General features: G+C 56.3%; 13 protein-coding genes, 1 rRNA gene and 1 riboswitch. Of the genes, 8 read left to right on the forward strand and 6 right to left on the reverse strand.

Translation table 11 applies throughout. The features are described 5' to 3' along the window. Positions 1–967 (reverse strand): 16S ribosomal RNA (locus tag ACK4FF_RS14465); the annotation flags it as partial. Between the two features lie 366 nt (positions 968–1,333). Between ACK4FF_RS14465 and ACK4FF_RS14470 the strand changes: the two genes are divergently transcribed. The 4 genes from ACK4FF_RS14470 to ACK4FF_RS14485 all read left to right on the forward strand — a co-directional run bounded on the left by ACK4FF_RS14470 (position 1,334) and on the right by ACK4FF_RS14485 (position 4,668). Next, complete coding sequence (locus tag ACK4FF_RS14470) at positions 1,334–2,056, forward strand: 16S rRNA pseudouridine(516) synthase (RefSeq protein ID WP_409710846.1); 723 nt, start codon at positions 1,334–1,336, stop codon at positions 2,054–2,056. A 125-nt stretch (positions 2,057–2,181) separates the two neighbouring features. Next, positions 2,182–2,742: an elongation factor P gene (gene efp, locus ACK4FF_RS14475; RefSeq protein ID WP_409710848.1), complete on the forward strand. Its 561-nt coding sequence runs from the start codon at positions 2,182–2,184 to the stop codon at positions 2,740–2,742. 94 nt (positions 2,743–2,836) lie between these two features. After that, positions 2,837–3,907: an elongation factor P maturation arginine rhamnosyltransferase EarP gene (earP, locus tag ACK4FF_RS14480; RefSeq protein WP_409710850.1), complete on the forward strand. Its 1,071-nt coding sequence runs from the start codon at positions 2,837–2,839 to the stop codon at positions 3,905–3,907. A gap of 86 nt (positions 3,908–3,993) precedes the next feature. Beyond that, positions 3,994–4,668 (forward strand): hypothetical protein, encoded by a 675-nt coding sequence (locus ACK4FF_RS14485; RefSeq protein ID WP_409710852.1) that lies wholly within the window; start codon positions 3,994–3,996, stop codon positions 4,666–4,668. 1 nt (position 4,669) lies between these two features. Here ACK4FF_RS14485 and ACK4FF_RS14490 read toward each other — a convergent pair whose 3' ends face one another. Genes ACK4FF_RS14490 through ACK4FF_RS14510 form a run of 5 tightly spaced genes read right to left on the reverse strand, consistent with a single transcriptional unit; the run spans position 4,670 to position 8,827 of the window. Then, complete coding sequence (locus tag ACK4FF_RS14490) at positions 4,670–5,593, reverse strand: tyrosine recombinase XerC (RefSeq protein ID WP_409710854.1); 924 nt, start codon at positions 5,591–5,593, stop codon at positions 4,670–4,672. After that, positions 5,563–6,198, reverse strand: a complete 636-nt coding sequence (locus tag ACK4FF_RS14495) for a DUF484 family protein (protein ID WP_409710856.1) — start codon at positions 6,196–6,198, stop codon at positions 5,563–5,565. Before ACK4FF_RS14495 ends, ACK4FF_RS14490 begins: the two co-directional genes overlap by 31 nt. After that, on the reverse strand, positions 6,195–7,043 hold the full coding sequence (gene dapF, locus ACK4FF_RS14500; protein WP_409711156.1) for a diaminopimelate epimerase: 849 nt from the start codon (positions 7,041–7,043) through the stop codon (positions 6,195–6,197). The genes ACK4FF_RS14495 and dapF overlap by 4 nt, the downstream gene beginning before the upstream one ends. Before the next feature lie 57 nt (positions 7,044–7,100). Beyond that, the gene (locus tag ACK4FF_RS14505) at positions 7,101–7,976 is read right to left on the reverse strand and encodes a lysophospholipid acyltransferase family protein (RefSeq protein WP_409710858.1); all 876 of its coding nucleotides are present in this window, start codon (positions 7,974–7,976) and stop codon (positions 7,101–7,103) included. Continuing rightward, positions 7,973–8,827, reverse strand: a complete 855-nt coding sequence (locus ACK4FF_RS14510) for a lysophospholipid acyltransferase family protein (RefSeq protein WP_409710860.1) — start codon at positions 8,825–8,827, stop codon at positions 7,973–7,975. Before ACK4FF_RS14510 ends, ACK4FF_RS14505 begins: the two co-directional genes overlap by 4 nt. 187 nt (positions 8,828–9,014) lie before the next feature. Between ACK4FF_RS14510 and metK the strand changes: the two genes are divergently transcribed. The 4 genes from metK to metF all read left to right on the forward strand — a co-directional run bounded on the left by metK (position 9,015) and on the right by metF (position 13,425). After that, the gene (gene metK, locus ACK4FF_RS14515) at positions 9,015–10,181 is read left to right on the forward strand and encodes a methionine adenosyltransferase (RefSeq protein ID WP_409710862.1); all 1,167 of its coding nucleotides are present in this window, start codon (positions 9,015–9,017) and stop codon (positions 10,179–10,181) included. An 81-nt stretch (positions 10,182–10,262) separates the two neighbouring features. Continuing rightward, positions 10,263–10,343, forward strand: a riboswitch (S-adenosyl-L-homocysteine riboswitch). Between the two features lie 32 nt (positions 10,344–10,375). Then, positions 10,376–11,803, forward strand: coding sequence for an adenosylhomocysteinase (gene ahcY / locus ACK4FF_RS14520; RefSeq protein WP_409710864.1), 1,428 nt, complete (start codon positions 10,376–10,378; stop codon positions 11,801–11,803). A 24-nt stretch (positions 11,804–11,827) separates the two neighbouring features. Further along, complete coding sequence (locus ACK4FF_RS14525; RefSeq protein WP_409710866.1) at positions 11,828–12,610, forward strand: TlyA family RNA methyltransferase; 783 nt, start codon at positions 11,828–11,830, stop codon at positions 12,608–12,610. After that, a complete protein-coding gene (gene metF, locus ACK4FF_RS14530; RefSeq protein ID WP_409710868.1) occupies positions 12,607–13,425 on the forward strand; it encodes a methylenetetrahydrofolate reductase [NAD(P)H] in 819 nt (272 codons plus the stop codon). The genes ACK4FF_RS14525 and metF overlap by 4 nt, the downstream gene beginning before the upstream one ends.

A 13,425-nucleotide genomic window follows, 5' to 3' on the forward strand; every position in this document is an offset into this window, starting at 1 on the left:
TTTCGCGTTGCATCGAATTAATCCACATCATCCACCGCTTGTGCGGGTCCCCGTCAATTCCTTTGAGTTTTAACCTTGCGGCCGTACTCCCCAGGCGGTCAACTTCACGCGTTAGCTACGTTACCAAGGAAGTAAATCCCCAACAACTAGTTGACATCGTTTAGGGCGTGGACTACCAGGGTATCTAATCCTGTTTGCTCCCCACGCTTTCGTGCATGAGCGTCAGTGTCATCCCAGGGGGCTGCCTTCGCCATTGGTGTTCCTCCACATATCTACGCATTTCACTGCTACACGTGGAATTCCACCCCCCTCTGACGCACTCTAGTCGTGCAGTCACAAATGCAGTTCCCAGGTTAAGCCCGGGGATTTCACATCTGTCTTACACAACCGCCTGCGCACGCTTTACGCCCAGTAATTCCGATTAACGCTTGCACCCTACGTATTACCGCGGCTGCTGGCACGTAGTTAGCCGGTGCTTATTCTTCAGGTACCGTCATCCCCCTAGGGTATTAGCCCAAAGGATTTCTTCCCTGACAAAAGTGCTTTACAACCCGAAGGCCTTCTTCGCACACGCGGCATTGCTGGATCAGGGTTGCCCCCATTGTCCAAAATTCCCCACTGCTGCCTCCCGTAGGAGTCTGGGCCGTGTCTCAGTCCCAGTGTGGCTGATCGTCCTCTCAGACCAGCTACTGATCGTCGCCTTGGTGAGCCTTTACCTCACCAACTAGCTAATCAGCCATCGGCCGCTCCAATAACGTGAGGCCTTGCGGTCCCCCACTTTCCCCCTCAGGGCGTATGCGGTATTAATCCGGCTTTCGCCGGGCTATCCCCCATTACTGGGCACGTTCCGATGTATTACTCACCCGTTCGCCACTCGTCAGCATCCGAAGACCTGTTACCGTTCGACTTGCATGTGTAAGGCATGCCGCCAGCGTTCAATCTGAGCCAGGATCAAACTCTTCAGTTTAATCTCTGCAAAAATTACAAACTCGACGGAGTAGATGATCGTAAAACCTTGACAGTTTCACAATTCATTTACTTTATTCCGTGCGAGCACTGACACCAAATCGTGAAACCTGATGTCGATGTGTTGAAACCAACACACACCTAAGCTTCTAATTAAGTCAGCACTCACACTTATCGGCTGTTAACTTGTTAAAGAACATTCGAAACTTCTGATCAACGTTACAATCACTGTTTGGCTTATCGCCCACCTGACTGCTTCGTTTCTCGTTTCGCGCTGCATCGTGTCGTGCAGCAGAGAAGCGAGATTATGCACACACTCTCAAAACCTGTCAAACACTTTTCGACAAAAAAACGAAAATAATTGCTCATGAAAGTACACCCAAACATCAAAACCCTTCAGACTCAAGGACTTGGAAACAGGCGGCATTGCGAAAATATTTTGGCCTCTGCAGAGCTATTGCTGAACGGTTCGGAGTTCGACCCGTTTGAGACGCTCATTCAGGAGGGAGACACTCTGGAAATTGACGGTACTGCCTATCAAATTCGGCGCAATGTGTATGTGATGCTGCACAAACCGGCCGGTTATGAGACGTCGCACAAGCCGTCGCGGCATCGGTCTGTGTTTGAGTTACTGCCACCTCACTATGTAGCACGGGGCATTCAAGCTGCAGGTCGGCTGGATGTGGACACAACGGGGCTGTTGATATTGACGGATGACGGCCAGTTCCTGCACCGGCTGATCAGCGGGAAACGGGGCGACAAACATGCCATTGAGAAGATCTATCAAATTACACCAGCCACCCCTGTAACCTCGACGCAGCTCGACCATCTGCTTGCGGGCGTGGAGTTGCAGGAAGATTACGAGGTAGAGGTGGTGAAGGCCAGCCGATGTGAGGTGCTGGACGATGGCCGCCTTGAGATGGGCATCACGACCGGCAAGTACCATCAAGTGAAACGTATGCTGGCTGCCGTGGGCAATCATGTGACTGCGTTGCACCGGCATTCGGTTGGCCCTTATGTACTGCCCGACAACTTGGCTGCGGGGGCTTGGTGCGACATCTCGCCCGATGCCTTCGATGCCACCCCGTGAGCATCCTATTCAGAGAACACTGACGCAGGTAACTATCGGCCTAAGCCTTGATTTCACAAAGTGTCTTGTTTGATCAATGACTTCGAGTACAATAGCGGGCTTCCAATTCACCCATTTGAATTCCCATGAAAATCGCTCAAGAAGTACGTACCGGTAACGTGGTCATGGTTGGCAAGGACCCTATGGTTGTCCTGAAAACCGAATACAACAAATCCGGCCGCAACGCCGCCGTGGTCAAAATGAAGATGAAGAACCTGCTGACCGGCGCCGGCATGGAAAACGTCTTCAAGGCGGATGAAAAGTTTGAAGTGTTGGTATTGGACCGCAAGGAAGTGACCTACTCCTACTTCGCAGACCCCATGTATGTGTTCATGGATGCTGAGTACAACCAGTACGAAGTGGAAGCCGAAAACCTGGGTGACGGCCTGAACTATCTGGAAGACGGCATGCCCTGCGAAGTGGTGTTCTATGATGGCAAAGCCTTGTCCGTTGAACTGCCAACGACTGTTGTTCGTGTGGTTGAATACACAGAACCTGCTGTTCGCGGGGACACTTCAGGCAAAGTGATGAAGCCTGCACGCATTGCGCCAACCAATTACGAAGTTCAGGTGCCCGCGTTTGTGGAAATCGGTGACAAGATTGAAATTGACACCCGCACCAACGAGTACCGCAACCGCGTGAAATAAGCGACCGGATGGCAGCCCTGGTGTTTGCCCGATCGCTTGGTTTGAAAGGCCCCACACATGGGGCCTTTTTCTTGTCCGCAACTGGCGTGGCGCGATGAATATAGTTGTACTCTGCAAGGTCATCGACAATTTCGGCGATGCAGGTTTTTGCCTGCGCTTGAGCCGTGGTTTGAGCTGCTCGGGCCATGGGGTCTGGCTGGTCAGTGATCGTCCAGAGACTGTGCTCAAGCTGATGAGTCAGAGTGATATCGGTTCTCTGAACGTTCTGGACGGACGATCTGCAGATGACTTGGCCCGGCTGCCTGAGCACTGTTCACTGGTGATCGAGCCTTTTGGGACTTCCAGTGAATCAACGACTCACCGATTCGATCAAACCCTGCGAACCCGATACCACACTGCGCCTTGGCTGGTGGTGGATTACCTGACAGCGGAGGCTTGGGCCGTCGATTTTCACCTGTCTGGTATGACGCAGGCCCGCACTGGGCACTCAAGCACCCTGTTTTACCCGGGCTTTGGCCCGAGTACGGGCGGGCTTATTCACCGGGACTGGCCTGCGATCAATGACCGCCCCCCGATTACACTGCCCCCTGTTGACCTACAAGTTCTGGTGTTTGGCTACAAGCACAGCCCCTTGCCGGCGTTGATGGCGCAATGCCCCCCGGGTTGGCAGTGGGCCTGGCTTGGGCCAGACCTCGCTTGGCTGAACACGCCTGTGACGAAAGAACAACTGCATCGACTGAAACAACCAGCCTGGGTGCCGCAAGTGGAATTCGATGACCTGTTGAAGAACCACGACCTGTTGATGGTTCGTGGCGAGGACAGCTTCGTTCGCGCACAACTGAGTGGTAAACCATTCATCTGGCAGATTTACCCTACCGAGGACGGCGCACACCGGGGAAAACTCGATGCCTTTTTTGCGCTCTACACCGCAGGTTGGCCGGAGACACTTCAATCGGCATGGCGGTCAGTCTGGTATTTCTGGAACGGCTTTTCAAGCGAGGCCACCGCCATGAATTGGCAGACGGGATTGAACTTCTGCCTGTCGGAATGGGAGGAATTAAACGACTTGAGTATGAAGTGGTCACGGCAAGTCAGACAATGGCCAGACCTTGTCGGAGAGATTCTGACATGGCGCAATAGTCGGGACCCTACAAGCGCTAAATAGCGGTTTTTTCAGGCATTTTCTTACCCCAAGAGAGTTTGGCAAGCTTTGGAAAACTGGACCCCAGATCACCACTTCTGGGGAACACCATGCTTTCCTTCCTGCTCTCTCTGGCTTTTGGACTAGGCCACATCGACACCGACAACCTGCCGGTAGACCGTGTGATGCGCGTGGTGCAAGAGGTGAAAACCCAGTTGGTTCAGGAATTGCCGCAAGCCCCGTCGGTTGTCATTATGGAGCGCGCAGAACCTACGCCGTTGGGCGCGATCAGCTACCTGAGCGGCAGGTGCGTGATTTTCATCAACCCGAACCCCCAGGCTTGGGCGCAGTGGGGCCGTTTTCTGAAATCGGACAATCAGGCCCAGTGGGACCAGATTCTGGCTGCATCGGCTGCTCATGAGATGGGACACTGCATGCGCGAGAACAGGGAGTTCGTTGCCCAGGTTCAATTGCAAGACCCTCAGTTGCGCGGATTTTCAGGGACCGGCCTGTCTGCCGCCCGGGCTGAAGTGGTGCTGAAACAAGAGTTGTTTGCGGACACCGTGGCTTTGGCCTACGCCAACCGTTATTTGGGCGAACAAGGCGCCTCAGTGATGCAGTGGCTGATCGAGACCCGTGAAAAGTATGACCAAAACGACCCCACCCACGCCACCGGACGCTGGCTGCGAACACTTGACTTGGGCAAACTGACTGGGGACAGCACCCAGCCCTTGAGCAAAGCCGTGCTTCAGACCTTGAAGGCCATGCCAACAAACCAAGGCTGAGCTACTTGGCCCGGGGAAAAGCACTGTCGTACACCTGCGCCAAATGGGAGAAATCCAACGCGGTGTAGACCTGGGTAGACGCCAAAGAGGCATGCCCCAACAACTCTTGAACGGCCCTGAGATTCTGAGTGCTTTGCAGCACATGGCTGCCAAAACTGTGACGTAGCATGTGCGGATGCAAGTGCTGAGAAAGCCCCTTCAGGCGTGCATAACGGGCCACATCCATTTGGGCTTGGCGGGCGGACAAAGGTTTGCCCCGCGCAGAGAGCCAAAACCCCTCCGCATTGACCACGCCGATGGTTTGAAGGTGGGTTTCCCGGCGCTTGAGGTGTTCCATCAAATCATTGCATACGGGTGCGATCAGCGGGACAACCCGAGTCTTTGAGCCCTTGCCCACGACACGCAGCTCGCGGTGCGTTAAATCCAGAGTGGAATTGACAGCTTGCTGACTGGCCCCGACACGAAGCGCCAAGGCCTCGCTGATACGCAGGCCCGTGGCGTACAACAGGCGTATCAGGGTTTGAACCTGCTGCATCGCAAATTCCTCCGACACTTGGCCTTCCAACAGACCTGCCGCCTGATCAACTCCGAGGGCTTTGGGGAGACTGCGTTTTGGTTTGGGAGTTTTCAAGGCTTCGGCTGGATTAACCTGAATTGCGCCCTGCTCCACCAGATAACGGAAAAAACCGCGCCAAGACGATGCAATGCGGGCCAAGGTTTTGGGGGCCAGGCCTTCGGCATGGCGCTGAGCCAACAGTGTCTTCAACACGACCGCAGTGGCTGACTCTTGTGGCGATGGAATCAGAGCCAAGTCCCGCGCAGCGGCGGCCACGGTGTTTGGGCTGTAACGGCGCTCCAGACCGAGATGATCCAGATAGCGCCGAACCCAGGGATTCAGGATTGCAGGCGGCTTAGCGCTGCGCATGCCAGTTCAGCCAGCGTGTTGAGAAAGTCCGTCTCAAGAGTCGGGGCAAACCGGTCTTTGTCGGGCGAGCCTAAACCCAGCACACCGAAACTGTCCGGGTTGGCGCCCACACGCAACGGGATAATGACCACGGAACGGGGGTGCACGTCCTCGGCCTGAAACAAAGCCGGAGCGGGCGATTGGTCGGCAAAACCACAGTACAGGCGCTTGATGGCGTCAATTTGACTGCGATCGGACTCCGGCACATCGGACTTGCCCCACAGCGCCAAACGCACCATGGGCACGGAAAACTCAGTCTTGATTTTGTTGACCAAGGCATCAGGCAACTGTTGATCGCTGCGGGTGGCCAACAGGTGGCGGGACAATTGAAGCAGCTTGTCCAAAATCGCCTGATTCTCAACAGCGGCGTTGCTCATGTCGGCGATGCGGTGCTCCAGGGCCTTCACCTTTTCCCGCATGGTCTGGAGTTGCCGATCTTGAAGTGAAGCCACATTGCCAGACGACTGCTCAGGCAGACGGACGAAGGCGAGCACGCCCGGATTCTTGATCAGAAAATCAGGGTTGGCCTTCAAGAAATCGGCCACGTGGATTGCATCCTCGCTCATAGATAAAACACTCCCTCAAATACGGTTTGGGCCGGGCCTGTCATCAACACGTCGTGATCGGCATCGCCTGCCCATTCGATGGTCAACGTTCCGCCTGCCTTGATGACATCGACTCGCTCGCCCAGCATCCCCAGCTTCATGCCCGCCACTGCAGCAGCACACGCACCGGTGCCACAGGCCAAAGTTTCACCAACCCCACGTTCGTAGACTCGCAAATGCATGCGGTGTCGATCAATCACGTGCGCAAACCCCACGTTGACCCGCTGCGGAAAACGCGGGTGGCTCTCCAGCAAGGCGCCCAGGCTTTGAACACGGACATCATCTGCAGCTTGGTCCAGAAACAGAACCACATGAGGGTTGCCCATGGAGACCAAGGACACCCACAATTCTTCGCTGTGCCCTGCCACGTCGATGGGCAGTCGGTATTGCACCAGTTTGCCATTGACCCGCGAGGACAGCCCCTCGGCCACAAAGGGGAGTGACTCTGCGGACAACGACGGGGGGCCCATATTGACTTGAACCCAATTGGGACGAATCAGCTCGGGCTCAATCACCCCAGCCAGGGTTTCAACTCGAATTCTGGATTTGTCCGTGAAGCCTTTGTCGACCACGAACTGCGCAAAACAGCGGGCACCGTTTCCACATTGCTGCACCTCCTGACCGTCCGCGTTGAAAATTCGGTAACGAAAGTCGTTGCCCGCATTTTGAGGGGATTCAACGATCAGCACTTGGTCAGCGCCCACGCCAAAATGCCGGTCTGCAAGGCGCTTGATCAACTCGGCGGTCAGGCCGATGGCCCCATCGCGGTTGTCGAGCACCACAAAGTCGTTGCCGGCGCCATGCATTTTCGTGAACTTCAGGCTTTTCAAGGTCGTCTCTCTGATCGCGAGGTGTTGCTGTGGTCAGTATATTCTGGGCTGCCCCTCGGGGCGCGTCTTGAAGCGCTTGTGCAACCACAGATACTGGACCGTGTTGTCCAAGACCCACGATTCAATGGCGTGATTGATGGCTTGAGTGGATTCAACTTCATCCTCCCGAGGGAAATTGGCCAGCGGCGGATGAACAGTGATGTCGTAGCGACCATGTACATACCGGGTTGTGACCGGCACCACTTGGGCCTTGAGCATTTTGGACAATCGCGCCACGGCAGTGACCGTTGCGGCCTGCACGCCAAAAAAGGTCACGAAGACGGAGTCACGCTCGCCGAAATCCATGTCGGGCAGGTAGTAGAGCGGTTTGCCCTGCCTCATGGCGGAGATCAACGGGCGTATCCCTTGTTGCCGAGACAGCAACAGCGGCGCCCCCAAGCGGGAGCGGCCATTGAGAATCAAGCTGTTAAGGCTTGGGTTTTTCTGATTGGAGTACATGGTGACCATGTCGATGTCCAGACAAAGCCGGGTCCATGCCGCGTCCAAGCCCAAAAAATGCGGGGCCAGAAAGATGGTGGGCGTGGCCAGATCGACAGCGGCCAGTGCCTCAGGGTTGAGCACCCTAACCCGGCTGCGGACCACCGCTGGGTCGGCTTGCCACAACCAGCCACGGTCCAGAAAAGTCTGCAGGTACAGATGGATATGACGGGCAGTCCACGCGAGTCGACGGGCGAAGGATTTTTCCGGAAAACAAAGGGCGAGGTTGGTCATTGCCACACGGCGGCGCTCTGCCGCAAACAGCAGCAGCAAGAGGGTGAGCAATGCGCACACGCCGGCGGTCAATGCCCGATACACCGGAAACGGCAAACGGCCGAGGGCAAACCAGCAGGCAATCCAGAAACGGGTCATGGATTCCCCCCCTGCTTTGGCCCCTTGTAACGTTCATACCCCCAGTAGAACTGGGTGGGGTGTCGAAGTATGAGTTGCTCCATGGCCGCATTCACTTGCGTGGCGGCCAACTCCGGGTCATCGCTCAAGCTTTGTGGACCCGGGCTGATTTCAAGGCGAAAGCCCTGACCCCAAGGTTTGCGATAACCCAGCGCAAGCACCACTGTTGCCCCAGTGGCGTTGGCAAGGCGGCCGGGCAAGGTCATGGTGTAAGCGGGCTTGCCGAACATGGGGGCCCACACGCCTTCGCCATTGGAGGGGACTTGATCGGGCAACAAACCAACAGCTTGGCCACGCTTGAGCGCTTTCAGCAGAATTTTGACTCCGGAAAGGTTCGTGGGTGCCAGGCCGACGCCATCCCGCGCGCGGCTGTTTTCTATGATGGACTGAACCTCTGCTTTCCGGTTGGGCCGATACAGCACGGTGATGGGCTCTCGGGTTGAGAAAATTTGCGCGGCTGATTCGAAGCTTCCGAGGTGTGGCGTAAGTACGATCACCCCTCGACCGGCGGACAGGGCTTGTTCAACATGTTCCCAGCCCGTGATTTCCGTCACGCGCGCGGCGCCCTCGCGGGTGCTGCGCCCCCAGAGGAAAGGCAATTCAAACAAGGCTTGCCCGGTATGCGCCACGGACCCCCAAACGGCCTGCCGCTGGCGGGCGCGTTGCCCCGGGAAAGCCACTTCGGCATGGTCCCACATTTTTTGGCGGTAAGAAGCCGAAAGGCCGTACACCAGCCAGCCCAAACCGAAGCCCAGTGCATGCAGCAGGGGTAAAGGCAAACGGGCCAGAACGAGAAACAGGGATTTAATCATGTGGCGATTGTAGCGAGTCAGACCAATGTGGCTTGGCAGTCAAGTTCAAATTCCGGTATATTCGCAGTGTTCGCTGAGTTAAATGACAACTTGCGGGGCGAACTGAAACTAATCCGCTAAAGCGTCGCCGGGCTTCAAAATACGAAATCGGCTTCGCTGGCCCTTTCGTTTTTTTGGAGCTTTTTTCATGGCCAACGAGTTTTACTTCACTTCTGAATCGGTGTCTGAAGGACACCCCGACAAAGTCGCAGACCAAATTTCTGATGCGGTACTGGACGCCATTCTTGCGCAAGACCCCCGAGCCCGTGTGGCTGCCGAAACACTGACCAACACTGGTCTGGTTGTGATGGCTGGGGAAATCACCACCACGGCTCAAGTCAACTACATCGATGTTGCCCGTGAAACGCTGAAAAAGATCGGCTACGACAACGGCGACTACGGCATTGACTACAAAAGCTGTGCCGTGATGGTGTGCTATGACCGTCAGAGCCCCGACATCGCCCAAGGCGTGGACAAAGCCCACGACAACAATTTGGACCAAGGCGCGGGCGACCAAGGCCTGATGTTCGGTTACGCGGTCAATGAAACCCGTGAACTAATGCCACTGGCCATCAGCCTGTCTCACCAACTGGTTCACCGCCAGAGCCTGCTACGCAAAGACGGCCGCCTGCCTTGGTTGCGCCCGGATGCGAAGTCTCAGGTGACCATCAAATACGTGGACGGCAAGCCCTACGCCATCGACACAGTGGTGTTGTCCACCCAGCACGCCCCCGACATTGAGTTGTCGACCCTGCGGGAAGCGGTGATTGAGGAAGTGATCAAGCCGGTGTTGCCCGCAGAACTGATCAAAGGCGACATCAATTACCTGGTAAACCCCACCGGCCGCTTTGTGATTGGCGGCCCCCAGGGCGACTGCGGGTTGACAGGCCGCAAGATCATTGTCGACACCTACGGTGGCGCAGCCCCGCACGGTGGCGGCGCGTTTTCCGGCAAAGACCCCTCGAAAGTAGACCGCTCGGCAGCCTACGCTGGCCGTTATGTGGCTAAAAACGTGGTGGCTGCTGGCTTGGCCGACAAATGCCTGGTGCAGGTGAGCTATGCCATTGGCGTTGCGCGCCCCACCTCGGTCATGGTCAACACTTTTGGAACAGGCAAGATTTCCGACGAGAAGATCACCGCCTTGATCAGCGAGGTGTTCGACCTTCGACCCAAAGGCATTGTGCAGATGCTGGACCTGTTGCGCCCCATCTACGCCAAAACCGCCGCTTATGGGCACTTTGGACGTGAAGAACCCGAGTTTTCCTGGGAGCGCACGGACAAGGCCCAGGCCCTGCGCGCTGCGGCTGGCCTTTAACTGACCTGCGGGCAGGCCCTGCGCCCCTGATTGGGGGGATTGAAGGCTTGGTCTGCCCGAACAAAGGCTGCTATAATCAAAAAGTTCGAGGAGCGTTGCGACACACCCGCAGCAAACGGGGTGCTAGGCTCGAACGAGAAACAACAACGGCGCTCACGCTTCTTTCTTTTTGACTTTTGACAAAGGAGGGCGTGATGAACGCCATTGCAAAACCCATTACCGCCACTGGCGAACCCGATTACTTCGTTGCCGACCTGGGCCAAGCCGACTTTGGCCGCAAGGAAATCGCGATTGCTGAAACCGAAATGCCCGGCCTCATGGCGATTCGCCAAGAGTACGCGGCCAGCCAGCCCCTGAAAGGCGCGCGCATCACCGGTTCCCTGCACATGACCATCCAAACCGCCGTGTTGATTGAAACACTGGCTGCGCTGGGTGCTGAAATCCGCTGGGCTTCGTGCAACATCTACTCAACACAAGACCACGCTGCCGCAGCCATCGCGGCCGCCGGCATTCCCGTGTTTGCCTACAAAGGCGAATCACTGGTCGACTACTGGAAATTCACCCACCAGATTTTCGAATGGGCCGACGGTGGTTATTCCAACATGATTCTGGACGACGGCGGCGACGCAACTTTGCTGCTGCACCTGGGCGTGAAAGCCGAGAAAGACCTGAGCGTGCTGAACAACCCCGGCAGTGAAGAAGAAATCTGCCTGTTCAACAGCATCAAGGACACCCTGAAGAAAGACCCTCAGTGGTACTCCAAGCGCATCGTGCACATCAAAGGTGTGACCGAAGAAACCACCACTGGGGTAAAGCGCCTGTACGACATGGCCAAGAAAGGCGAATTGGCCTTCCCCGCCATCAACGTGAATGACTCGGTGACCAAGTCAAAGTTCGACAACCTCTACGGTTGCCGTGAATCGCTGGTCGATGGCATCAAGCGCGCCACCGACGTGATGATTGCAGGCAAAGTGGCCGTGGTTGCAGGTTACGGCGATGTAGGCAAGGGCTCAGCCCAAGCGTTGCGTGCCCTGTCGGCCCAAGTGTGGGTGACTGAAGTGGACCCCATCTGCGCCTTGCAGGCTGCGATGGAAGGCTACCGCGTGGTGACCATGGACTATGCGTGTGACAAGGCCGACATTTTTGTCACAGCCACAGGCAACAAAGACATCATCACCCATGACCACATGGTTCGCATGAAAGACCAGGCCATTGTCTGCAACATTGGCCACTTCGACAATGAAATCGACATCGCCAGCGTGAAAGGCTACACCTGGGAAAACATCAAGCCCCAGGTTGACCACATCATTTTCCCGGATGGCAAGCGCATCATCATGTTGGCTGAAGGCCGTTTGGTGAACCTGGGCTGCGGCACAGGCCACCCTTCTTTCGTGATGTCGTCCAGCTTCGCGAACCAAACCATTGCGCAGATCGAGCTGTTCACACAAACCGACAAGTACCCTGTCGGCGTGTATGTACTGCCCAAGCATCTGGACGAGAAAGTGGCCCGACTGCACCTGAAGAAAATCGGCGCGCAGCTGACCGAACTGTCGCCCGACCAGGCCGCCTATATCGGTGTGAAGCAAAGCGGCCCTTACAAGCCCGAGCATTACCGCTACTGATCGGCTTTGCGCGCTGACCTTGCCTTGACTGAACGGAACCTCTGCGCCTCGCGGGCGCAGGCTCAGGCGCTGATTCAGGCAGGCAAGGTTCAGTGGCGCCGGGCTGGTTTCGGCGATTGGCTGCCCGTCAAAAAGGCGGCGCAGCCCATTGAAGGTTTGGACGAGATTCGGGTCGACGACAATCAGGTTCTGCAATATGTGTCCCGCGGAGGGCATAAATTGGCTGGGGCCTTGGATGAAATTGGTCTGGATGTCCGTGACATGCGTTGCGCGGACTTTGGTCAATCCACCGGCGGATTCACCGATTGCCTGCTGTCCAGAATGGCGCAGAGTGTCATTGGTTTGGATGTGGGGAAAGACCAGCTCCATCCACGCTTGAAGGCCGACCCGCGTGTCGTGGCGCTGGAAGGGATCAACCTGAAAACCTGCGATGCACCCGCGCTGAAAGCCCAATGGCTGAAGCAATGGCCCGAGCGCTGTCCGATTGATTTGGCAGTGGCCGACCTGTCCTTCATTTCACTGACCAAAGTGTTGGGCAATCTGGTGACTTTTCTGGAACCCGGTAGCCAGTTGGTGTTGCTGGTCAAACCGCAGTTTGAATTGGGCCCACAGTGGATCGGCAAAAACGGGTTGGTCAAAAACCTGGAACACGCCCTGCCTGATCTGGAACAGAATATACGAGTGGCCTGTCAGGCAAACAGGGTCCAGGTGGGGCACTTTTGGCCCTCATCGATTGCAGGCGGTGATGGCAATCAGGAATATTTCGTGCACGGAACACTGGGCACATTGAAAGAGACGATTGAATGAACATCAGCTTTGAGTTTTTTCCGGCAAAAACCGAGGACGGCGCAGCCAAATTGCGCCAGACACGCATTGAACTGGCGGCTCGCAAGCCCGAGTTTTTCTCGGTGACCTTTGGTGCTGGCGGCACCACGCAAGACGGCACCTTGAACACCGTATTGGACATTCAAGCCAGCGGCCATGAAGCCGCACCCCACCTGTCTTGCGTGGGCTCATCCAAAGCGAACATTCGCGAGTTGCTTGCCCGCTACAAGAACAACGGCATTCGCCGTATCGTGGCGCTGCGCGGTGACTTGCCCTCCGGCATGCTGGAGACTGGTGAGTTTCGTTACGCCAGCGAGTTGGTAAGCTTCATTCGCCAAGAAACTGGCGACCACTTTTTCATTGAAGTGGCGGCATACCCGGAAACCCATCCGCAGGCCAAATCCCCGGCGGCTGATGTGGACGCTTTTGTCCACAAGGTGCAGTGTGGCGCAAACTCGGCCATCACCCAGTACTTTTACAATGCGGACGCATTTCTGTACTTCAGGGACCAGGTTCGCCAACGCACCGACATACCCTTGATTCCCGGCATCATGCCCATCACGAATTACAGCCAATTGGCCCGATTCTCTGACGCCTGCGGCGCGGAACTGCCACGGTGGATTCGCAACCGACTGCAACACTGCGGCGACGACCGGGAGGCCATCAAGGCCTTTGGGCTGGATGTGGTGAGTGCACTGTGCGAGCGGCTGATTCGCGAAGGTGTAGAAGGCCTGCATTTTTACACCATGAACAATTCGCAGCCCACCTTGGCCATTCTGGACCGTATTGCGGATTAA

The organism is Limnobacter sp. (assembly GCF_046297615.1).
GTDB lineage: Bacteria > Pseudomonadota > Gammaproteobacteria > Burkholderiales > Burkholderiaceae_B > Limnobacter.